18 protein-coding genes, 1 pseudogene and 1 riboswitch are annotated in these 22,219 nt (G+C 73.5%); of the genes and pseudogenes, 9 read left to right on the forward strand and 10 right to left on the reverse strand.

Annotation, left to right across the window (positions count from 1 at the left end):
* Positions 1 to 67 precede the first annotated feature (67 nt).
* Complete coding sequence (locus O7610_RS05940) at positions 68 to 694, forward strand: SCO2207 family protein (RefSeq protein WP_289212777.1); 627 nt, start codon at positions 68 to 70, stop codon at positions 692 to 694.
* Here the strand turns inward: O7610_RS05940 and O7610_RS05945 are convergent.
* Positions 660 to 1,406, reverse strand: coding sequence for a DUF2306 domain-containing protein (locus O7610_RS05945; RefSeq protein WP_281554729.1), 747 nt, complete (start codon positions 1,404 to 1,406; stop codon positions 660 to 662). The two genes, O7610_RS05940 and O7610_RS05945, sit on opposite strands and share 35 nt — an antisense overlap.
* Positions 1,407 to 1,537: 131 nt before the next feature.
* Here O7610_RS05945 and O7610_RS05950 point away from each other — a divergent pair, with 131 nt between their 5' ends.
* The 3 genes from O7610_RS05950 to O7610_RS05960 are packed head-to-tail and all read left to right on the forward strand — an operon-like array spanning position 1,538 to position 4,256.
* The gene (locus tag O7610_RS05950; RefSeq protein WP_281554730.1) at positions 1,538 to 2,704 is read left to right on the forward strand and encodes a sensor histidine kinase; all 1,167 of its coding nucleotides are present in this window, start codon (positions 1,538 to 1,540) and stop codon (positions 2,702 to 2,704) included.
* On the forward strand, positions 2,701 to 3,375 hold the full coding sequence (locus O7610_RS05955) for a response regulator transcription factor (RefSeq protein WP_289212778.1): 675 nt from the start codon (positions 2,701 to 2,703) through the stop codon (positions 3,373 to 3,375). Before O7610_RS05950 ends, O7610_RS05955 begins: the two co-directional genes overlap by 4 nt.
* Positions 3,376 to 3,416: 41 nt before the next feature.
* A complete protein-coding gene (locus tag O7610_RS05960) occupies positions 3,417 to 4,256 on the forward strand; it encodes a sugar nucleotide-binding protein (protein ID WP_289212779.1) in 840 nt (279 codons plus the stop codon).
* A gap of 142 nt (positions 4,257 to 4,398) precedes the next feature.
* On the opposite strand, the gene O7610_RS05965 is transcribed toward O7610_RS05960, so the two are convergent.
* The 5 genes and pseudogenes from O7610_RS05965 to cobN all read right to left on the reverse strand — a co-directional run bounded on the left by O7610_RS05965 (position 4,399) and on the right by cobN (position 12,401).
* Positions 4,399 to 6,315: a family 10 glycosylhydrolase gene (locus O7610_RS05965; RefSeq protein WP_289212780.1), complete on the reverse strand. Its 1,917-nt coding sequence runs from the start codon at positions 6,313 to 6,315 to the stop codon at positions 4,399 to 4,401.
* Between the two features lie 215 nt (positions 6,316 to 6,530).
* Positions 6,531 to 6,839, reverse strand: a pseudogene (locus O7610_RS05970) (MFS transporter); the annotation flags it as partial.
* 22 nt (positions 6,840 to 6,861) lie between these two features.
* Positions 6,862 to 7,623 carry a lytic polysaccharide monooxygenase gene (locus tag O7610_RS05975; RefSeq protein ID WP_289212782.1) on the reverse strand — a complete coding sequence of 254 codons (762 nt, stop codon included), beginning with the start codon at positions 7,621 to 7,623 and terminating at the stop codon, positions 6,862 to 6,864.
* Positions 7,624 to 7,760: 137 nt separating this feature from the next.
* Positions 7,761 to 8,735: a pirin family protein gene (locus O7610_RS05980; RefSeq protein WP_289212783.1), complete on the reverse strand. Its 975-nt coding sequence runs from the start codon at positions 8,733 to 8,735 to the stop codon at positions 7,761 to 7,763.
* Between the two features lie 48 nt (positions 8,736 to 8,783).
* Positions 8,784 to 12,401, reverse strand: a complete 3,618-nt coding sequence (gene cobN / locus O7610_RS05985) for a cobaltochelatase subunit CobN (protein WP_289212784.1) — start codon at positions 12,399 to 12,401, stop codon at positions 8,784 to 8,786.
* Positions 12,402 to 12,458: 57 nt separating this feature from the next.
* Positions 12,459 to 12,585, reverse strand: a riboswitch (cobalamin riboswitch).
* Positions 12,586 to 12,702: 117 nt separating this feature from the next.
* Between cobN and O7610_RS05990 the strand changes: the two genes are divergently transcribed.
* The 3 genes from O7610_RS05990 to O7610_RS06000 are packed head-to-tail and all read left to right on the forward strand — an operon-like array spanning position 12,703 to position 16,123.
* Positions 12,703 to 13,968, forward strand: a complete 1,266-nt coding sequence (locus tag O7610_RS05990) for a ferredoxin-like domain-containing protein (RefSeq protein WP_289212785.1) — start codon at positions 12,703 to 12,705, stop codon at positions 13,966 to 13,968.
* Entirely contained in the window at positions 13,968 to 14,603 is a 636-nt protein-coding gene (locus O7610_RS05995) for a precorrin-8X methylmutase (RefSeq protein WP_289212786.1), read from the forward strand. Before O7610_RS05990 ends, O7610_RS05995 begins: the two co-directional genes overlap by 1 nt.
* On the forward strand, positions 14,600 to 16,123 hold the full coding sequence (locus O7610_RS06000) for a precorrin-2 C(20)-methyltransferase (protein ID WP_289212787.1): 1,524 nt from the start codon (positions 14,600 to 14,602) through the stop codon (positions 16,121 to 16,123). The genes O7610_RS05995 and O7610_RS06000 overlap by 4 nt, the downstream gene beginning before the upstream one ends.
* Here the strand turns inward: O7610_RS06000 and O7610_RS06005 are convergent.
* Entirely contained in the window at positions 16,111 to 16,908 is a 798-nt protein-coding gene (locus tag O7610_RS06005) for a cobalt-precorrin-6A reductase (protein ID WP_281554742.1), read from the reverse strand. The genes O7610_RS06000 and O7610_RS06005 overlap by 13 nt on opposite strands.
* 256 nt (positions 16,909 to 17,164) lie before the next feature.
* On the opposite strand from O7610_RS06005, the gene O7610_RS06010 reads away from it, so the two are divergent.
* The gene (locus O7610_RS06010; protein WP_289212788.1) at positions 17,165 to 18,397 is read left to right on the forward strand and encodes an IS110 family RNA-guided transposase; all 1,233 of its coding nucleotides are present in this window, start codon (positions 17,165 to 17,167) and stop codon (positions 18,395 to 18,397) included.
* Between the two features lie 61 nt (positions 18,398 to 18,458).
* Here O7610_RS06010 and cobM read toward each other — a convergent pair whose 3' ends face one another.
* The 3 genes from cobM to O7610_RS06025 form a co-directional block, all read right to left on the reverse strand.
* A complete protein-coding gene (gene cobM / locus O7610_RS06015; protein WP_281554743.1) occupies positions 18,459 to 19,202 on the reverse strand; it encodes a precorrin-4 C(11)-methyltransferase in 744 nt (247 codons plus the stop codon).
* Positions 19,199 to 20,428, reverse strand: coding sequence for a precorrin-6y C5,15-methyltransferase (decarboxylating) subunit CbiE (cbiE, locus tag O7610_RS06020; protein ID WP_281554744.1), 1,230 nt, complete (start codon positions 20,426 to 20,428; stop codon positions 19,199 to 19,201). The genes cobM and cbiE overlap by 4 nt, the downstream gene beginning before the upstream one ends.
* Positions 20,429 to 20,504: 76 nt before the next feature.
* Positions 20,505 to 20,912, reverse strand: coding sequence for a pyridoxamine 5'-phosphate oxidase family protein (locus tag O7610_RS06025; protein WP_281554745.1), 408 nt, complete (start codon positions 20,910 to 20,912; stop codon positions 20,505 to 20,507).
* Between the two features lie 580 nt (positions 20,913 to 21,492).
* Between O7610_RS06025 and O7610_RS06030 the strand changes: the two genes are divergently transcribed.
* Entirely contained in the window at positions 21,493 to 21,948 is a 456-nt protein-coding gene (locus O7610_RS06030; RefSeq protein WP_281554746.1) for a hypothetical protein, read from the forward strand.
* Positions 21,949 to 22,219: the final 271 nt, after the last annotated feature.

The raw sequence follows: 22,219 nt of genomic DNA on the forward strand, positions 1-22,219 counted from the left end.
GTCCTCGCCGCCCGTACCGGTCGGTGGGCTGCGTCCTGCGCAGCGGTGAGACGAGAGGAGCGGACGCATGTACGGGTGGGACGTCAGAAGTGGACGGGCACGCAAGGTGTTCATCGGGGTGGCGGCCGCCGCCCTGCTCGGCGGTGGACTGGCGGTCGGCACCGGGCTGGGCAACGCGGGGGAGAACTGCGCCGGGCTGGACACCGCGCTGCGTAACAATCTCAGCTTCATCGCCGACCAGCGCGCCAACCCGGACGCCCTGTCCGCCGACCGGATCGCCAACCGGCAGGCCGTCGTCGACCTGATCCAGCAGCGGCGGGCCGCCGCCGGCTGCACGGCCGACGTACAGGTCGACGTCCCCGTCGCGGCCCCGGCGACGCCGCAGCCGGCACCCACCGGCGGTACGGGCACCGGTGCCGCGCCGGACACCGGTGCGCCCGCAACCGGTGAGGTCGTCTGCGCGGGATCGACGGTCACCCTGTTCAACGAGGACGCCGCGCCGGCCGCCTCCAGCGGCACCTTCCCCATCGGCACCGTGCTCAAGGTGACCAACCTCGACAACGACCGGAGCATCACCGTCATGGTGACCAGCCCGTCGGCCAGCTGCGTGCTGCTCAACGACGCCGCCTTCGAACAGGTCCGGGAACCGGGCAAGTTCGTCATCCGGCGGGTCGTGGTCGAGCGGATCCGCTGACCCGTACCGTGTCGCGCCGCCGGCGAGAGCCGGCGGCGCGCCGCCGGATCACCCACTCCGCCACCACCACGTTGATCAGCCACCCGGCGGCCATGGTGCCGGTCCGGCCCGACGCCGTCACCGGGCCGACCACGGCCAGCCAGGCCAGCTGGGTGAAGAACTGGGTGCCCGCGCCCATCCCGATCGCGTAACCCCGGATCATCCAGGCCCGGTGCGCGGCGAAGTCACGGCGTCGGACCGCGACGAAGCCGACCACGACGCACGCCGCCATCGCCACGCTCACCACCACCCGGATGGCGACCAGCAGCTCGCTGTCGACCGCCGCCGGCGGCAGGAACAGGGTCAGCCACAGACCGGTCCCGGCGGTGAGCAACCCACAGACCACCAGGACTCGCCCGGCGGCCCGGTGCCAGGCCCGGCGGCGTCGCCGCAGACCCGGCGCGAACTGGAACGCCCCGACGAGGCTGAAGATGGTGACACCGACGATGTGCGTCACCAGCGCCACCGGGGCCGAGGTGACCCGGTCGCCGTCGGGCACGATGGGCGGCCCACCGACCAGCTCGGCCAGTCGCAGGCTGCCGGCGACCACCGGTACGACGGCGAGCAGCACCAGCCCGGTGGGGATCAGCCAGTTGGCGGGAGAGGACCGGCCGGCGACGGTGCGGGCGGTGGACCGGGGCATCGACCGTGGATTCGGTACGGCTGTTGGCATGGATCGATCGTCGCGGCGGCGCGGCGAGCGGTCATCGCCGCGTGGGCCGGCGTCGTCCCCGCCGTTGGACGGGGCAGCTCGTCGTACTTCTGGCCGGTACGCCGTGAACGCCCGCTGCGTACGATCGCGGTGTGCGTGCGCTGCTGCGGTCGGTGTGGGCCGAGCCCGCCGTCGCCGACCCACCGACGCGGGTCTGGCGGGACTGGCTGCTGCTCGGCGCGGTCTGGGTCGCGGCGACCCTCGAAGGGCTGCTGCGCACCGACCTGGTGTCGCCCGCGTACTCGTTGATCGTCGCCCTGGTGTTGGCGCCGACGCTGTGGTGGCGGCGGACCAGGCCGCTGCTGATGGTCGCCGTGGCCTTCCCGGTCACCGCCGTGGCCGCGCTGCTGGCCGGCCACGAACCGGAGCTGGTCACCGGCGTCTACCTGCTGATCCTGCCGTACGCGCTGTACCGCTGGGGTTCCGGCCGGCAGATCATCGCCGGAACGGCGGTCATCCTGGCCAAGATGGGCCTGTCGGCGGCGGTCGGCCACCTCGACCTCGCCGACCTGGTCGGCGGGACGGTGGTGGTGTCCGCCGCGATGGCCGTGGCCACCGCTCTGCGGTACCGGGCCACGCTGTGGGCCCGCGAACTCGACCAGGCCAAGCTGGCCGAACGCGAACGACTCGCCCGCGACCTGCACGACACGGTGGCCCACCACGTGTCGGCGATGGCGATCCGCGCCCAGGCGGGCATCGCGGTGGCACCGACCCGACCGGCGGCGGCCCTCGACGCGCTGGCCGTGATCGAGGCCGAGGCGACCCGCGCCCTGGCCGAGATGCGACTGATGGTGCGCGGCCTGCGCCACGGCGAACCCGCCGGACGCCTGGCCCCGGCGGACCTCACCCCGAACCCCGGCATCGGCGACGTCGCGAGACTCGCCAGTCGGGCGCAGCCCGGACCGGTCGTCGACGTCACCCTGCACGGCGACGTCGACGACGTCCCGTCGACCGTCGCCACCGCGGTCTACCGGCTGGCCCAGGAGTCGGTGACCAACGCCCGACGGCACGCCCGGCACGCCACCCGGATCGAGGTCCGCGTCGACGTCGACGCCGACGCGGTACGGCTGCGGGTCAGCGACGACGGCGACACCAGCGCGGCCCGGCCCGCCGCTACCGGCGGCTTCGGCATCGTCGGCATGACCGAGCGGGCGGCTCTGCTCGGCGGCACCTGCGACGCCGGACCGGACCGCGACCGGGGCTGGACCGTCGCCGTGGCCCTGCCCCGCCAGGCTCCGACCGGTCGGGCCGGGACGTGACCGTCCGGGTGGTCGTCGCCGACGACCAGGAGATCGTGCGGACCGGGCTGACGATGATTCTCGACGCCCAGCCGGGCATCGAGGTCGTCGGCGCTGCGGCCGACGGCAGACGGGCGGTCGACCTCGCCCACCGGTTGCGCCCCGACGTGTGCCTGTTCGACATCCGGATGCCCGACGTGGACGGTATCGAGGCCACCCGCCGCCTCGCTGGTCCCGGCGTCGTCGATCCGCTCGCTGTGGTCGTCATCACCACCTTTGACCTCGACGAGTACGTCTACGCAGCGCTGCGCGCGGGTGCCCGGGGTTTCCTGCTCAAGGACGCCGGCACGGCGCTGCTCACCCAGGCCGTCCGGGCCGCCGCCGCCGGTGACGCACTCATCGCGCCGGCCGTCACCACCCGCCTGCTCAGCGCCTTCGCCGCCGCCGGTCCGGTGGCACCGGTCCGCCAGCCGCTCGATCCGTTGACCGACCGCGAGGAGCAGGTGCTGGTCGCCGTCGCCCGTGGCCGCACCAACACCGAGATCGCCGGCGAACTGCACATCAGCCTCAGCACGGTCAAGAGCCACCTGGCCGCCCTGATGACCAAGCTCGGCGTCCGCAATCGCGTCGAGGTCGCGATCTGGGCGTACGAGACCGGCCGGGTGCGCGTCGGCCTCGACCGGTCGACGTAGCGTGCGACGCGCGGGCGGACCGCCGGGCCTACCGTGGTCGCGTGAGGCTTCTCGTGGTGGGTGGCAGTGGGTTCCTCGGCCGGGAGATCGTTCGTCAGACGCGGTGTGCCGGGCACCGGGTGGCCGCGACCTTCCACCGCCGTCCGCCCAGCGATGATCTCGGCGCCGGAGTCGACTGGCACGCGCTCGACATCCGCATCCGTGACGATGTCGCCCGTGTCGCCGCCACGGCCCGGCCCGACGTGATCGTCAACGCCGCCTACCGCCAGAGCGACTGGGCGAGCACCGCCGACGGCGGTGCTCACGTCGCCCTCGCCGCTGCGGCGGTGGCGGCCCGGCTCGTCCACGTCTCCAGCGACGCGGTCTTCGCCGGTGCGGCGGTCGCCTACGACGAGACGTGCCCACCGGACCCGACGACGCCGTACGGTGCGGCCAAGGCCGCGGCTGAGACGGCGGTCGCGGCGATCACCCCCGACGCCGTCATTGCCCGGACGTCACTGATCATCGGGTACGGCGAGTCCGTCCACGAGCGACACGTGCACGCTCTGGCTGCCGGCGTCGGCACCGGTGTGCTGTTCACCGACGACGTGCGGTGCCCGGTGCACGTCGCCGACCTCGCCGCTGCGCTGCGCGAACTCGCCGGGTCGCCGTACTCCGGGATCCACCACGTCGCCGGTCCGGACGCGATCAGCCGGCATCGCCTGGGGGTGCTCATCGCCCGCCGAGACGGCCTCGACCCCACGGCGTTGCCCACCGGCCGACGTGCCGCCAGCGGCGTCCCCGGACCGGCCGAGCTGCGGCTGGACTGCGCCCGGACCCGTGCCCGGCTGACCACCCGGCTACGCGGTGCCCACGAGTTCCTCGCCGCCGCGCGGACCTGACCGCTGCGCGAGCAGGTCCGCCTCGGTCAGCCGGCCGGACAAGCGACCGGCCCCGTGGACGTCGTCCACACTCATCTGCGCCACGAGACCGTGGGCCTCGTGGATGCCTGCCATGCTACGGCGGGCAGTGTAGGACCCCGTGTCAGCCGACCCGGGTCAGGCGTACCGCGTCGGCGACGATGTGGCCGCCGGCCGGTGCCCACCGGCTCACCCCGACCACCGGCCGCCGCCCCGCCGCCAGCGCGAAGACACCCAGCTCCCGCCACCGGCCGCCGCCGGTGCGTTGATCCACCGGCCGGCTGACCAGCCCGGTGGTGGTCTGCACCAGGTGCGGCGCGGCCGGGTGGTAGCCCGACGCCGCCGGATGCCACACGTCGACCCGGTAGCTGCCGGCCGCCGGCACGGTGACGGTGAACCAGGCCGGGTCGCTGACCGGCTGCGGGCTGGTGAACCGGTAGTCGGTGCCGTACCGTCCGGCCGACCAGCTCGACGTGCCCCAGGCGGCGCTGGCGGTGAACCCGTGCGGCGTGCGGTTGTCGACGATCACACTGAACGCGTCGCTGCCGGCGGCCAGCACCCGCGCCGGCCCCGCCGGGCTCTCCCGGTGCTGGCGGTCCAGTGCGGTGACCAGATAGGTGTACGCCGATCCGGGCGCCGCCGTCGCGTCGGTGAAGGAGCCACCAGTGCCGGTGGACCGTACCGTCGCCAGCAGGTGGCGGGCGTCGTCGAACGCGGTCGGGTCGGCCGCGTCGGTGCCGGGGCAGCGGTAGAGCGCGTACGCCGTCGGGACGGCGGCGCCGGTGGCGGCGAGCCAGCCCAGCCTTACCCCGGTCGGGGTGCGGGTCGCGGCGGTGATCGCCGGCGGCGGCGGTGTGCTGCCCGGGGCCGGTACGCCGCCGCGCCCGGCCGCGACCGGCACCAGCGCGGGCCGGGCGTAGTGGTCGGCGACCAGCCGGCTGACCCCGCCGAGCCGGTCGGCGCGCACGTCCTTGCCGCTGAACTGCAGGTCGCCGTGGACCTGCGGGTAGCTGTGGTGCAGCGTCAGGTGCCGGCTCAGCTCGGCCGGGTCCTGCCAGGCCGGGTCCTGCCCGGCGACGCCGACCCGGTAGGTCGACTGCCCGACGAGCAACTCCACACTGGTACCCGAGACCGTCGCCGACCACCAGCGGACCAGCTCGGCGTAGTCGGCGGCCGGGTGGCCGAGGTGCCAGTACAGCTGCGGCGCGATGTAGTCGATCCACTGTTCCCGCACCCAGCGGCGGCTGTCGGCGTGGATCGCGTCGTAGGACTGCAACCCGTTCGTCCGCGAACCGAGCGGGTCGGTGGCGGCGTTGCGCCAGATGCCGAACGGGCTGATACCGAAGCGCACCCACGGCTTGACCGCCCGCAGCCGGTCGCTCGTCTGCGCGACGAGCAGGTCGACGTTGTGCCGGCGCCACGCGGCGAGGCTGTCGAAGCCGGCCCCGTACGCGGCGAAGCTGGCCTGGTCGGCGAAGGTCTGTCCGTCGACCGGGTACGGGTAGAAGTAGTCGTCCCAGTGCAGCGCGTCGATGTCGTAGCGGGCGACCGCGTCGATCATCGCGTCCTGGACGAAGGACCGCACCGCCGGCTGGCCCGGGTCGAAGTAGAGCCGGCCGGCGTACGTGATGACCCATTCCGGGTGGCGGCGGGCCGGGTGGTCGGCGACCAGCCGCGTCGGGTCGGCGTGGTTGGCGACCCGGTACGGGTTGCACCAGGCGTGCAGTTCCAGGTTGCGGGCGTGCGCCTCGGCGACGAGCACGCCCAGCGGGTCGTAGCCGGGGTGCCTACCCTGCTGCCCGGTAAGCACCGCCGACCACGGCTCGTACGGCGACGGCCAGAGCGCGTCGGCGCTTGGACGTATCTGCACCACGACGGCGTTGCACCGTAGCCGCCGGGCCAGGACGAGCCAGTCGCGCAGCTCCGCCTGCTGGGCGTCCGGCGCCAGTCCGGGCCGGCTCGGCCAGTCCAGGTTGGCGACCGTGGCCAGCCACAGGCCCCGGAACTGACGCTTCGGTATCGCCGTCGACGGAGTGCTCATGAGCGAGATGGTGGTTTTGTCAGATGAGTCAGACAAGCAATGATCTGACACGCCCGTGTCGCACCCCGCACTGGAGTGGCATCAGGCGCCGAGAAGCCGGGTCAGGCCGGCCGGGCTGACGGCACGTCGCCCCGGGTGGCCAGCCACCAGCCGGCAGTCGCGACGACGGCGACCAGCCCGGCGAAGCCGAACGGGGCGGCCAGCCCGACCCCGGCGACGAGGGCGATGGTGGCGGTGCCGGTGGCCACCGTCGCCACCAGGGCCACCAGCAGCAGGGCGCGTACCGTGTCGGCGGCGGCGAGCAGCGTACGCGGCGCGACCCGGTCGGCAAGCGTGCCGGCGGCCAGCCCGGCGACGAGCCACGGCAGGGTCTGCGCGGTGGCGACGACGGCCAGCCCGAGCGGGTCCCCGGTCAGCGACAGGGCCAGCAGCGGGAGGGCGGCGAGGCGGATCCCGTCACCGTTGTTGGCGAGGGTGGCGGCGCTCCAGAACCGCCAGAACGGTCGACCGAGCGGTTGCGACATGTGTACATCATGCACCGACCGGTCAGAGCCGTTGCCACAGTGCCGGCACGTTCGGCGGTTCCCAGCCGACGAGGGCGGTGTGTGCCTGCCGGCACCGGTAGTCGACGCCGGCGTAGCTGACGACGGCACCGACCTGGTACGCAGTGCCGGCGGCCCAGGTGCCACCGGGCTGACCGGGTGACGCGGTGGGCGTTGGCGTCGGGGGCGCGGTGGTCGGCGGCGGTGGCGTCGGAGTGGGTGACGGCGGGGGTGGGGTCGGCGACGGGCCCGGACCTCCACCGATCTGGACGTCCACGCAGGAGTAGAAGGCGTTCGTGGTGTCGGCGACATTCCAGATCGCCAGCACTTTGTGCCGGCCGGTGCGGCCACCGAGGTGCACGGTGTGCGACACGGTGGCGTTGGGCTGCCGGCCGCCGTCGTCGAACACGGCGATCCGGGTGCTGCCGACGAAGTACTCCCAGGTGCTGGTGGCATGCCGGGCGGTCAGCGTCCAGGTGAAGGTGGCCGCCCCGCCGACCGTGGTGGCCGGCCAGTTGACGCTGTCGTCGTCGAGAATGGCGAACCGGCTCACCCCGCCGTGGCAGGTGCGCTGCCCCTTGGGGCCTTCGACGCTCTGCGGCTCCCACACGATCGGGCCGCAGCTGGCGACCCGGCCCTGCGCGCACATCGCCTGTCGGCTGGGCGGGTAGGAGACGTAGCCGTGGGCGCTGGCCGGCGTGGCGACCAGCAGGGTGCCGAGGATGGTGCCGGTGGCGAGCAGGGGCAGGAGAAGTCGTCGTTGCATGGGGGCGCTCCGCACGTCGTGGGTGGCGGTGGGGGCGGCCGGCCGTTGCCGACGAAGTTAGCGTAAAGACAGTTAACAGTAAAGATTGTGAACGAAGAATTTCGATACGTCGACGCCCGTGAGTCGCCGTGCGACGGTCAGCCGACGGTGCGACCGTGCCGGTCGCGGGCCTTGATCCGGGTGATCGGCATCTCCGGTGCCGGTAGCGGGGCGTCCACACAACCGGTCACCGTGCCGAACCGGTGGCCGGCCGCCCAGTCGTCGCGGGCCGCCACCAGCTCCTCGTGGCTGCGGGCGACGAAATTCCACCACATGACGAGCGGCTCCTCGAACGGCTCACCGCCGAGCAGGAACAGCCGGGCATCACCGTCGGCGGCGGTCACTGTCGACGCCGACCGACCCTCACCCAGATAGAGCAGCCCACCCTGGGCCAGCTCCACCCCGTCGACCCGGGCCGTGCCGGACATCGCCAGCAGGGCGTACTCGAAATCGTCGCGCAGCGTCAGCTCGACGGGCGCGGGGCTGCCGATGTCGATCTGTGCTCCGACGATCGGGCTGGCCATCCGGGCCGGGGACCGGACGCCGGCGTACTCGCCGACCACCACGGTGATCCCCGCGTCGCCGGCACCGACCCGCGGCAGCGCGGCGTGGTGCTCGAACCGCGGCTCCCCGTGCCTGGCCGACTCCGGCAACGCCACCCACAGCTGCAGCCCGTGCATCACCGGCGGATGGGCCGGCGGCGACTGCTCCGAGTGGGCGATCCCGTGTCCGGCGGTCATCAGGTTGAGCTGCCCCGGCACGATCGACTGCATACTGCCCAGGCTGTCCCGGTGCAGGATCTCCCCGTCGACCAGCCAGGTCACCGTCTGCAGCCCGGTGTGCGGGTGCGGCGGAATCTGCATGCCGGGCCGCCCGGCCACGTCGTCCGGCCCGAAGTGGTCCACGAAACACCAGGCACCGACCATGCGCCGGGGTCGCTGCGGCAGCAGCCGCCGGACCGTCGTGTAGCGGCCCAACGGTACATCGTGGCCGGGTAGCAGGACGCTCTCCGGCTGCGCACCGGCGACCGTGGTCCCGTCGTACCGGATGCTTCCCGACGCCGCCGCACTCATGCCTCGACCCTACGCGGGATGCCGCCGGTCCGCCGCCGGGATGCGCGGTCACCCGGCGCGGTCCTCCAGGTCGCCCTCGGTCCGCAGGAACACCTCCCGCAGCCCGTCCAGCACCGCCGGGTCGGGGTACTCCCACAGTTTGCGGTCGGCCGCCTCCAGCAGCCGCTCGGTGATGCCGTGCAACGCCCACGGGTTCGACTCGGTCAGGAACCGCTGATTGACCTCGTCGAGCACGTACGTCTCGGCCAGTTTGTCGTACATCCAGTCGGCCACCACCCCGGCGGTGGCGTCGTAGCCGAACAGGTAGTCGACGGTGGCGGCCAGCTCGAACGCCCCCTTGTAGCCGTGCCGGCGCATCGCCGCCAGCCAGCGCGGGTTCACCACCCGGGCCCGGAAGATGCGAGCGGTCTCCTCGTGCAGGGCGCGGGTGCGCACCGCCTCCGGCCGGGTGCTGTCGCCGACGTAGGCAGCCGGGGCCGACCCGGTCAGCGCCCGGACGGTGGCGATCATCCCGCCGTGGTACTGGAAGTAGTCGTCGGAGTCGGCGATGTCGTGTTCGCGGGTGTCGATGTTCTTCGCCGCCACCGCGATCCGCCGGTACGCCGACTCCATCTGGTCGCGGGCCGGCGCGCCGTCGAGGTCCCGGCCGTAGGCGTAGCCGCCCCACACCGCGTACACCTCGGCCAGGTCGGCGTCGTCGCGCCAGTTGCGGCTGTCGATCAGCTGCAGCAGCCCGGCACCGTAGGTGCCCGGCTTGGAGCCGAAGATCCGCATGGTGGCCCGCCGGGTGTCGCCGTGGGCGGCCAGGTCGGCGCGGGCGTGCGCGGCGACGAAGTTCACCTCGTCGGGCTCGTCGAGGGCCGCGACCAGTCGGACCGCGTCGTCCAACATGGCCACCACATGCGGGAACGCGTCGCGGAAGAAGCCCGAGATCCGCACCGTCACGTCGATGCGCGGCCGGCCCAGCTCCTCGGCCGGGACCACCGTGACGCCGGTCACCCGCCGCGACGCCTCGTCCCACACCGGCCGGACGCCGAGCAGCGCCAGCACTTCGGCGATGTCGTCACCGGCGGTCCGCATCGCAGACGTGCCCCACACCGACAGTCCCACCGAGCGAGGCCAGTCGCCGGCGTCGGCCCGGTAGCGGGCCAGCAGCGACTCCGCCATCGCCTGCCCGGTCTCCCAGGCCAGCCGGCTCGGCACCGCCTTCGGGTCCACCGAGTAGAAGTTGCGCCCGGTCGGTAGCACGTTGATCAATCCACGCAACGGCGACCCGCTCGGCCCGGCCGGCACGTACCCGCCGGCCAGCGCGTGCGCGACGTGGGCCAGCTCGTCGGTGGTGCGGGCCAGCCGGGGGACCACCTCGGTCGCCGCGAAGTCCAGAATCCGGGTGACCAGCGCGGCCCGTCCGTCGGCGCCGAGCACGCGCTTGGCGACCTCGGCGACGGCGTCCGACCGCCAGCCGTGCTCCTCCATCGCCGCGACCAGCTCCCGGGCGGTCGCCTCGGCCGCGTCGGTGTCGTCACGGTCGGTGCCGGACTCGTCCAGGCCCAGCGCCTCCCGCAGGCCGGGCAGCGCGGCCACCTGCCCGGCCCACATCTGCCGGGCCCGCAGCATCGCCAGCACCAGGTCGACCCGGGCCGCGCCGACCGGCGCCGACCCGAGCACGTGCAGCCCGTCACGGATCTGCACGTCCTTGATCTCGCAGAGCCAGCCGTCGACGTGCAGCAGGAAGTCGTCGAACTCGGCGTCGTGCGGCCGGTCGTTCAGACCGAGGTCGTGGTCGAGCCGGGCGGCCTGGATCAGCGTCCAGATCTGCGCCCGGATCGCCGGCAGTTTGGCCGGGTCCAGTGTGGCGATGTTCGCGTGCTCGTCGAGCAGCTGCTCCAGCCGGGCGATGTCGCCGTAACTGTCCGCCCGGGCCATCGGCGGCACCAGGTGGTCGATCAGGGTGGCGTGTGCCCGGCGTTTGGCCTGGGTGCCCTCGCCGGGGTCGTTGACCAGGAACGGGTAGATCAGCGGCAGGTCGCCGAGGGCGGCGTCCGGCCCGCAGTCGGCGCTGAGTCCGACCGTCTTGCCCGGTAGCCACTCCAGGTTGCCGTGCTTGCCGACGTGCACCACGGCGTGCGCGCCGAAGCTGTGCTCCAGCCACCGGTACGCGGCCAGGTAGTGGTGACTCGGCGGCAGGTCCGGGTCGTGGTAGATGGCCACCGGGTTGGCCCCGAAGCCGCGCGGCGGCTGCACCAGCAGCACGATGTTGCCGGTACGCAGCGCGGCCAGCACGATCTCGCCGTCCGGATCCCGGGACCGGTCGACGTACAGCTCGCCCGGCGGCGGACCCCAGTGCCGTTCGACCTGTTCCCGTAGCTCGGTCGGGAACTCGGCGTACCAGCGACGGTAGTCGGCGGCCGGGATGCGCACCGGGTTGCCGGCCAGCTGCTCCTCGGTGAGCCAGTCCGGGTCCTGCCCGCCGGCGGCGATCAGCGCGTGCATCAACGCGTCGCCGTCGCCGTCGGCCAGCCCCGGCAGCGCGTCGGGGCCGTCGGGCGGCCCCACGTCGTAGCCGGCGTCGCGCAACGTCGACAGCAGCGCCAGCACACTGGCGGGGGTGTCGAGCCCGACCGCGTTGCCGATCCGGGCGTGCTTGGTCGGGTACGCCGACAGCAGCACCGCGATCCGTTTGTCGCCCGCCGCGATGTGCCGCAGCGCGCCGTGGCGGACGGCGATCCCGGCCACCCGGGCGGCCCGCTGCGGGTCGGCGACGTAGACCGACAGCCCGTCGGCGTCGATCTCCTTGAACGAGAACGGCACGGTGATCAGCCGGCCGTCGAACTCGGGGATGGCCACCTGGGTGGCGGCGTCCAACGGGGACAACCCGTCGTCGGTGGCCGCCCAGGTCTGGCGGGAGCTGGTCAGGCAGAGTCCCTGCAGGATCGGCACGTCCAGTTCGGCGAGCGCGCCGACGTCCCAGGCGTCGTCGTCGCCCCCGGCGGAGGCGGTCGCCGGCCGGGTTCCGCCAGCGGCCAGCACCGTCACCACCAGGGCGTCGGCCTGGCGCAGGGTGGCCAGCAGCTGCGGGTCGGGCGAGCGCAGCGAGGCGCAGTAGACCGGCAGCGCCCGACCGCCGGCGGCGTCGACCGCGTCGCACAGGGCGTGCACGAAGCCGGTGTTGCCGGCCAGGTGGTGGGCCCGGTAGTAGAGCACCGCCACGGTCGGCTGGCCCGGTCCGGTCGGCACGTTCGGGCGTTCCAGTACGCCCCACTCCGGGGCCGGCCGCGGCGCGGCGAAGCCGTGCCCGGTGAGCAGCACCGTGTCGGACAGGAATCGGTGCAGTTCGGCCAGATTGGCCGGGCCGCCGTGGGCCAGATAGGCGTGGGCCTCGGCGGCCACCCCGGCCGGTACGGTGGACAGCTCCATCAGGGCGGCGTCGGGTGCCTGTTCGCCGCTGAGTACCACCACTGGGCGTCCGTCGGTCAGCAGCGCGTCCAGTCCGTCCGGCCAGGCCCGGCGGCCGCCGAGCAGCCGGACCACCACGAGGTCGACGTCGGCAAGCAGGGGCGTGAGGTCGTCGACCGACAGCCGGGCCGGGTTCGCCAGGCGCCAGTCGGCACCGCTGGCCCGTCCACTCAGCAGATCAGTATCTGAAGTGGACAGAAGTAGCATCATCGGACGCCTGGTCCTCCCTCGGGGTCCGCGCCCCGGGTCGTCGGTCGCGGCGACCGGAGTCTCCTGGCTCCCGGATCGAGGCTCGCCCCGGCCTTCCCGCCCCGTGGATCGGGGCCGTGGCCGTCGGTGGGGTCCGCTCCCCGGTGACAGTGGCGGGACCGCGCCGGAATCACACCGGCTTCCTCCACTTGCCGCCGCAGTTGGCTACCGACCACTGTCACGACCCGGGGACGTTTCGTCAAGGTGTGATCTATTCGCCGCGAGGGCGTCGCCTCCCGTGGCAGCCCGTAGTATCCGCCGCGTGTCCGCCTCGCCGCTGCCGCCCGTCCGGGGCGGCCCCGATGCCTGCCCCGGCACGCTGGCGCTGCATCCGGCCGCCGACGGGCACCTCGCCCGGGTCCGCTGCCCCGGTGGGCTGCTAGCCGCCGGCCAGCTGACCGTACTGGCCGCCGCCGCCCGTGACCTCGGTGACGGACACCTGGAGCTGACCAGCCGGGCCAACGTACAACTGCGGGGGGTGGCCGCCGACGCCGCCGGGGTGCTCGCCGGCCGGCTGAGCGCGGCCGGGCTGCTGCCCGCACCCGGACACGACCGGGCCCGCAACATCCTCGGCTCCCCACTGGCCGGTGTGGACAGTGTGCCTCGGTGGGACGTCGCGGCGCAGGTCCGCGCCCTCGACGCGGCGATCTGCGCACAGCCACAGCTGACCCGCCTCTCCGGCCGGTTCCTGTTCGCCGTCGACGACGGTCGGGGCGCCACCGTCGCGGCGCGCCCCGACGTGGGCCTGCTGCCCGGGTCGGACGGCCGGGTCGGTATCCGGCTCGCCGGGGTCGACCACGGCCTACGGACCACGCCGACCGACGCGGTCCGGGTGGCGGTCGCCGCCGCCCGGATCTTCCTCGCCGACGAACGTGCCGTGGCCGGCACCATCTGGCGCATCGGCGACCTCGCCGCCGCCGAACTGGCACGGTTCGTCGCGGCGCTCGCCACCACGCCGGGCGTCCACCGGGTCGCGGCCGACCCGCCGACCGCACCGCGACGGTCCGGCGTACCGCCGGTGGGCGTGCTGCGCCGCCCCGACGGCGACCAGGCACTCGTGCTCGCCGTACCGCTGGGTCAGCTCACCGCCGCGCAGGCCGACCTGCTCGCCGCCGCCGCACCGCAGGCGCGGATCACCCCGTGGCGGACCGTGGTGCTGCCTCGGCTCACCGACGCACCCGGCTGGGCGCGCCGGCTGCACCGTGCGGGTCTCGACACCGACCCCGGGTCGCCGTGGCTCGGCGTCACCGCCTGCGCGGGCCGTCCCGGCTGTGCCCGGTCGCGGGCCGACGTACGGGCCGACGCGGCGGCGACGCACGCCGGCCGGCCGGCCGCGGCCAGTGGGGCGCACTTGCCGGTGCACTGGATCGGCTGTGAGCGCGGCTGCGGCACCCCAGCGGGACCGGCGCTGCGGGTCCTCGCCACCGGCGACGGCTACCAGGTGAGCGCGCCCGGCCGCCCCACCGTCCACGTCCTACCAGGGGCGGCGCTGGCCGCCGCCGTCCGCACCGCACGCGAGGAGCCGTGATGGACCACGTCCGCGACGGGGCCGAGATCTACCGGCAGTCGTTCGCCACCATCCGCGCCGAGGCCGACCTGAGCCGGCTCACCGCCGAACAGGCCCGGGTCGCCGTCCGGATGATCCACGCCTGCGGGATGGTCGACCTGGTCGACGACCTGGTCTTCTCGCCGCAGGTGGTGGTGGCGGCCCGGGCCGCGCTGCGCGCCGGCGCGCCGATCCTCTGCGACGCCACGATGGTGGCCGCCGGGGTCACCCGACGCCGGCTGCCGGCCGCCAACCCGGTGCTGTGCACCCTGTCCGATCCCCGGGTGCCTGAGCTGGCCGATCGGCTGGGCACCACCCGCAGCGCTGCGGCCGTCGAACTGTGGGGCGACCGCCTCGACGGCGCGGTGGTCGCCGTCGGCAACGCACCGACCGCGTTGTTCCGACTGTTGGAGCTGGTCGACGTCGGTGCCGGCCGGCCGGCGGCGGTGCTCGGCGTACCGGTCGGCTTCATCGGCGCCGCCGAGTCCAAGCAGGCTTTGATCGACCATGGCGGACTGGAACACCTGGCGGTCCGGGGACGACGCGGCGGCAGCGCGATGGCCGCCGCCGCACTCAACGCGATCGCCAGCGACGACGAGGGACAGGTGGGCAGATGAACGCGCGTCGCGGCGGCCCGGGTCGGCTGTACGGCGTCGGCCTCGGCCCCGGTGACCCGGAACTGGTCACCGTGAAGGCGGCCCGGCTGATCACCGCCGCCGATGTGATCGTGCACCACAGTGCCCGGCACGGCCGCAGCGTCGCCCGGTCCATCGCTGAGCCGTACCTGCGCGCCGGACAGATCGAGGAGGCGCTGGTCTACCCGGTGACCACCGAACGCAGCACCCACCCCGGCGGCTACCGGGCGGCAATGGACGAGTTCTACGCCGACTGCGCGCGACGGCTGGCCGCCCACCTCGACGCCGGTCGGACCGTGGTCGTGCTCGCCGAGGGCGATCCGCTGTTCTACGGCTCCTACATGCACCTGCACAAGCGGTTGGCGCACCGCTACCCGACCGAGGTGGTGCCCGGGGTCACCTCGATGAGCGGGGCAGCCGCCGCACTCGGCCGGCCGCTGGTCGAGGCCGACGAGGTGCTGACCGTCCTGCCCGGCACCCTGTCCGGTGCGGAGCTGACCCGACGGTTGGCCGACACCGACGCCGCCGCCGTACTCAAGCTGGGTCGGACCTTCCCGGCCGTCCGCGACGCGTTGACCGTCGCCGGCCGCCTCGACGACGCCTGGTACGTCGAGCGGGCCAGCACCGTCGGGCAACGCGTCGCGCCGCTGGCCGACGTCGACCCGGCGACCGCGCCGTACTTCTCTCTGGCGTTACTGGCCAGCCGTCGCGGTGGCACTGTCGCGGCGAGCGCCGCCGACCCTGCTCGGTCCGGCGGGGGAGAGGTGGTGGTGGTCGGCCTCGGCCCGGCCGGCCGGGACTGGATCACCCCGCAGGCGCAGGCCGCCCTCGCGGCCGCCGACGACCTGGTCGGCTACGGACCGTACCTGGACCGGGTGCCGGCCAACCCCCGGCAACGCCGGCACCCGTCGGACAACCAGGTCGAGGCGCAGCGCGCCGCCCACGCGCTGCGGTTGGCGGCCGACGGAGCCCGGGTCGCGGTGGTCTCCTCCGGTGATCCCGGGGTGTTCGCGATGGCCACGGCGGTGCTGGAGGTCGCCGCCGAGCCCCGCTGGAAGGACGTGCCGGTCCGGGTGCTGCCCGGGGTGACCGCCGCCCAGGCGGTGGCCAGCCGGGTGGGGGCACCACTCGGGCACGACTACTGCGTGCTGTCCCTGTCGGACCGGCTCAAGCCCTGGCCGGTGATCGAACGGCGGCTGCGCGCCGCCGCCCGCGCCGACCTGGTGATCGCGATCTACAACCCGGCGTCGCGCAGCCGGACCTGGCAGCTGGCCAGGGCCCGGGACCTGCTGCTGGAGCACCGGTCGGCACACACCCCGGTGGTGGTGGGCCGCGACGTCGGCGGTCCGGGTGAACGCGTCGACGTGGTGGCGTTGGCCGACCTGGATCCGGCCATGGTCGACATGCGGACCCTGCTGATCGTCGGCTCGTCGGCGACCCAGGTCAGCCACGACGGCGCCGGGCCGCCGGTGGTGTTCACCCCACGGCGCTACCCGGGCTGAGCGCCCGCCGCCGCGCCCAGCCCGATCAGCCAGGTAAGGGCGGCGCCGACGTCGTTGACCGTCGGCACGGGTGGCGCGGCGGCCCGGTCGACCATCAGCACCGGGAGTCCGAGCTCGCGCGCGGCGACCAGTTTGGCGGACGTCTCGTCGCCGCCGCTGTCCTTGGTCACCAGCACGTCGATGGCGTGCGCGCGCATCAGCGCCCGCTCGCCGTCCACGGTGTACGGGCCGCGGTCGAGCAGCAGCACCCGGTCGGCGGGCAGCGGCGGCTGCGGTGGGTCCACCGTACGGATCAGGAAGAAGATCCCGGCCAGCGGCGCGAAAGCGGCCAGACTCTGCCGACCGGTGGTGAGCATCGCCCGGGTGCCCAACCGGGGCAGGGCGGCGGCGGCCGCGCCCAGGTCCGGCACCCGGTGCCAGACGTCGCCCGCACCGGCGACCCAGCCGGGCCGGCGCAGCACCAGCAGCGGCGTACCGGCCAGCGCGCAGGCCCGCACCGCCGAGGCGGAGATCCGGGTGGCGAACGGGTGGGTGGCGTCGACCACCGCGCCGATGCGCTCGTCCCGCAGCCAGCTAGCCAGCCCGTCCGGTCCGCCGAAACCACCGACGCGGGTCTCGCCGTGCGGCAGCCGGGGCCGGGCCACCCGGCCGGCAAGCGAGGTGACCACCCGCGCCGCCGGGTCGGCCGCCAACGCGGCGGCGAGCTGACGAGCCTGGGCGGTGCCGCCGAGAATGAGCACCCGTGGTCCGCCGTCCGGGCTGGGGCCGGTGCGGTCACCGGTCATCGGATTCCTAATGAGTTCTGGGAGTGAGCCATCCGGCAAACTCCTGGTGGGTAGGTAGCCGCCAGCCGGTGAGCACTCCGGGTTCCTGGACGTCGAGTCCTGACGAAAGATCGTGCCCCGGCTGGTCGGTGTGGAGAGTTGATCGCTGATGGGATGTCGTGCCCGCCCGGTCGCGGCGTGAGCACTGCTTCATTAGGTCGCTGATGGTTCTCCTCCTGGCTACCAGCGGTGATCGACTCAATAGGCGGGAGAGACGTTGCTGTTCATAGGAGATGACTGGGCGGAGGACCACCACGACGTCGAGCTCATGGACGCCTCCGGCCGCAGGCTGGCCAAGGCGAGGCTGCCCGAGGGCATCGCCGGCATCACCAGGCTCCACGCGATGATCGGCACGGCGCTCGGCGACGACATCGACGCCGACGCTGCTGCTGCTCAGGTGAAGATCGGTATCGAGACCGATCGGGGCCCGTGGGTGCAGGCGCTGGTCGCCGCCGGGTACACGGTGTACCCGGTCAACCCGTTGCAGGCGGCCCGCTACCGGGAACGTCTGGCGGTGTCCCGGGCCAAGAGCGACGCCGCCGACGCGCACATGCTGGCCGACATGGTGCGCACCGACTCGCACCAACTGAGCCCGATGGCCGGAGACTCGGCGGACGCCGAGGCGGTCAAGGTCGTCACCCGGATGCACAAGACGCTGATCTGGGAACGCACCCGTGCTGTGCAGCGGCTGCGGCACGCGCTGCGGGAGTACTTCCCTGCGGCGTTGGAGGCGTTCGAGGACCTCGACGCCGCTGACACCCTGCAACTCCTCGCGAAGGCCCCTGATCCGGCCAGCGCCGCCCGGCTGAGTATCAGCCAGATCAGCGCCGCTCTCAAACGGGCCCGGCGCCGTGACGTCGCGGCCAAGGCCGCGTCGATCCAGGCGGTGCTGCGTGCCGAGCACCTCGGCCAGCCGGCCGTGGTCACCACCGCCTACGCCGCGTCGGTGCGCGCCCTGGTCGCCCTGCTGGTCACTCTCAACGAGCAGGTCAAGGCCCTGCAAGGGCAGGTGGAGGACCATTTTGGCCGGCACCCGGACGCTGAGATCATCCTGTCCCAGCCCGGACTGGGTGCCGTCCTCGGCGCCCGGGTGCTCGCCGAGTTCGGTGACGACCACGACCGCTACGCCACCGCGAAGGCCCGGAAGAACTACGCCGCGACCAGCCCGATCACCCGCGCGTCCGGGAAGAAGAGGACCGTCGCGGCCCGGTTCGTCCACAACGACCGGCTCATCGACGCCCTGATGACCCAGGCGTTCTCCGCGTTGAAGGCCTCGCCGGGTGCCCGCGCCTACTACGACCGGCGACGTGCCCGCGGCGCCAGCTACAACGCCGCGCTGCGCCAACTCGCCAACCGGCTCGTCGGCATCCTGCACGGATGCCTGAAGACCGGCACCGTCTACGACGAGGCGACCGCGTGGTCGCATCACCTCAGCAAGGCTGCTGCTTGACATTCAAGCTCCTGGGATGTCTTTCGTGGATACTCCGGCCTTCTTCAGGCGGGGAGGATTGTCAATGCCGGCACCGGTCGGCGCTGTACAGATGGCTGTCGGGGAAATTTTCCGCGCCGAGCACCGCGCCGACGATGATCACTGCGGTACGCCGTACGCCGGCGGCGTGCACCTGGTCGGCGATGTCGGCCAGCGTGCCCCGCAGCGCCACCTCATCGGGCCGGCTGGCCCGGGCCACCACCGCCACCGGACAGTCCGCGCCATAGTGCGGTACCAGGTCGGCGACGACGGCGTCGATCCGTTGCACCGCCAGGTGCAGCACCAAGGTGGTCCGGCTGGCACCGAGGGCGGCCAGCTCCTCACCGGGGGGCATCGGGGTCGACCGGTCCGATACCCGGGTCAGGATCACCGTCTGTCCGACCTCGGGGACGGTCAACTCCCGCCCGAGCGCGGCGGCTGCGGCGGCGAAGGCGGGCACGCCGGGCACGATCTGGTACGGCACCCCGGCGGCGTCCAACCGACGGATCTGCTCGGCGACGGCGCTGAACAGCGAGGGGTCGCCGGAGTGCAGCCGGGCGACGTCGTGCCCGGCGGCGTGCGCGTCGACCATCTCTGCGACGATCTCGTCCAGGGTCAGCCGGGCGGTGTCGACCAGCCGGGCCCCGGGCGGGCAGTGGGCGAGCAGCTCGGTCGGGACCAGACTGCCGGCGTACAGGCAGACCGGGCTGCTCGCGATGACCTCGCGGCCACGGATGGTGATCAGGTCGGCGGCACCGGGGCCGGCCCCGACGAAGTGGACGGTCACCGGCGGTGCACCACCCACTGGGTGACCGGCATGGCCGGCCGCCAGCCGGTGAAGCCGCCGACCGGCGCTGCCCGACTGATCGCGATCCGGGTCAGGTCGCCGCCGTGGCGGGCATACCAGTCGGCGAGGAGCACCTCGGACTCCATGGTCACCGCGTTGGCCACCAGCCGGCCGCCGGGCCGCAGCGCCGACCAGGCGGCGTCCAGCAGCCCGGTGGTGGTGACCCCGCCGCCGACGAAGATCGCGTCCGGGGGGTCCAGGCCGACCAGTGCCTGCGGGGCCGCCGCGGCGACCACCGTGATGCCCGGTACGCCGAGCGTCTCCGCGTTCGCCGCGATCCGTTGAGCCCGCCGCGGGTCGTGCTCTACGGCGATGGCCCGGCACTGCGGGTGGGCGCGGGACCACTCGATGGCGATGCTGCCCGATCCGGCCCCGATGTCCCAGAGCAGCTGCCCGGGCAGGGGACCCAGCCGGGCCAGGGTGACCGCCCGGATCTCCCGTTTGGTCAGCTGGCCGTCGTGCTGGTAGACGTCGTCGGGCAGCCCCGGTATCCGGGGCAGCGGCGGGGTGTCCGGCTCGGCCCGGCACTGCACCGCGACGACGTTGAGCGGGTCGACGTCGAGGCCGCCCCAGTCCTGGGCGGTTGCCGTCCGCAGCCGTTCCCGGGCGCCGCCGAGTTGTTCCAGCAGGGTCAGCGGGCTGGGTCCGTAGCCCCGTGCGGTGAGCAGGTCGGCTACCTCACCCGGGGTGGCCGTGCCGGCGCTGAGCACCAGCAGCCGGCGCCCGGGGTGGACCAGGGGGTGCAGCAGCTGTACCGGGCGGCCGACGGCGCTGACCACGTCGACCTCTTCGACCGGCCAGCCGAGCCGGGCGCAGGCCAACGAGACCACCGACGGGTGAGGCACCGCCCGTACCCGCTCGGGGCCGAGCAGCCGGACCAGGGTGCCGCCGATGCCGTAGTGCATCGGGTCGCCACTGGCCAGCACAGCGAGGTGCTGCCCGCGGTGTTCGTCGAGCAGTCGGGGCAGGTGGGCGAGCAGCGGGGTGGGCCAGGTGCCGGTGGTCGCCGGCCGCTCGGGCGGTGGGATCAGCTCGATCTGCCGGCGGCTGCCCAACAGCGCGGTCGCGGCGCGCAGCGCCGACCGGCCGGCGCCGGACAGCCCGTCCCATCCATCGGCGCCGATACCGATGACGGTGACCACAGCCGGTCCGGATCTGGGGGGCATCGTCCGACGGTAACGGTTCGCCGCGTCGCTCGACATGGCCACCCCGCCGGTGGTGATCCGCGTGACGCCGCCCGGATCAGACGTTGCCGAGCCGACGGGTGACCGTGATGACGAGCACCACCCGATCCGGGTTGGGGCGTGGTACCCGGTACCGCAGGGCGTAGCGCTGCTCCGCATCCCGGACCGTTGGCGGATCGTCGTGCAGCCGGGCCAGGCCTTCCAGCGTCGACCATCGCTTCCCGTCGACCTGGCAGACGGCCACCCGGGCCCCGGTCACGCCGGCGGCCCGCACGTGTGCGGCCTTGCGGGACCGGCCGGAGGTGATCACCCGGGCGACGCCGCCGTCCGGGTCGAAGGTCACTCCCACCGGAACCACGTGCGGGCTTGCGTCCGGGCGCAGCGTGGTCAGCGTGCACAGGTGCCGTTCGCGCCAGAAGTCGCGCAGCGCGTCGCTGACCTTCGGCCCGGAAGCAGATGTCGTCACCCGTCGTATTCTGGCACCGTGGGCGCCGGGCGGCGGTCCCGACGCGCCCGTGTGGGGCTGGCCGGCCGGTCCCGGTGCGGTCGGTGCCGAATCGGCTGCGTTGAGTCGTGGCTCAGCAATGGGGTGCCGTGCTGGCCGTCGAACCAAGCAATTGCTAGTCCGCTACAGCGCGTCCAGCAATCGTTCTCGCAGGGTGCGCGAGTAGTGTGTCTCGGCGGGGCGGCGCGCCTTAACGTCGGTCTCCCGCAAGAGTCGGCTGCGTCGCCCCACCTTCGAAATCGGCCATCGGCGGCGGCCCGGTGGGTGCCCGTCCCGGTGCTGTCGACCCCGCCCCGTCGACGCGGTGCCCGTCGGTCTAACGATCTGTAGACCCGGTTGAACCGTCCCCGTCGGACCGCCGTATGCATGGTCGAGACACCGGCGGAGACCGCCGACGCCTCACCGAACATCCTCCGACAGTGTCTGGCGGCCCCACGCTCGGGGCGTCGCCGGACACGGGCCGTGCGGCCCACCGGGATGCCGTCGATCGAGCGGCGCGGCTACCGGCAACTGTCCCCAGAAGGGTTAGGTTGTCAGTCCCATGTACTCGCGTTCTCCCCGGCGGAGGGTCGACCACCCGGTCGGTCCCTCGCCGTTGAACTCCCGGCGGTGGAAGGTGGCCGGCACGGTCGGCTTGGCGGCTGTGATCATGGGGGCCGGTCTCGGTCTCGCGGCGGCGGACACCTCTGCCGCCAACGATGTCGGGGTGATCGTCTGTCCGAGCGTGGTGGACCGGTTGCCGGCGGTGCCGGCGGCGGCGCAGGCCGAGGTGGACCGGAATCTGCAGGCGCTGGAGACGCAGCTTGCCGAGGCCAACGCGCGGTTGGTGAGCAGTCAGGGTCAGGGTGGTCCCAACTTCGTGGACAACGCGATTCTTGGTCCGTTGGCGAGTAAGCGGGCGGCGGCGATCGAGCGGATCGCGATCTCGATCGGTCGGCAGGGGCAGCACCCGGCCGGTCTGGACCAGCTCGCCACCTGTGAGCTGCGGGAGGACTGACTCCGGCCGACACAGACAGGTTCCCGCCGCTCACCCGGGAACCCGCCCCTCCGGCGCCGCCCTCCTCGCGGTCGCCGGAGGGGCATCTTAATTTCGGCTTAGAATCTATTGTGATCATACGGTGACTTTGTGTGTCGTCAGGTACGTTTTTGCACGTGGATTGAGTGGTAGGTAGCGGGATGATTCCGGCAGCCTGGTGACCTGACAATCAAATCCGCGTGCCGTTCATCCGTCGACGCCTCAACTACGTAGATGCTGAGGGACGGCACTG

It is taken from the genome of Solwaraspora sp. WMMA2065 (genome assembly GCF_030345075.1).
GTDB lineage: Bacteria > Actinomycetota > Actinomycetes > Mycobacteriales > Micromonosporaceae > Micromonospora_E.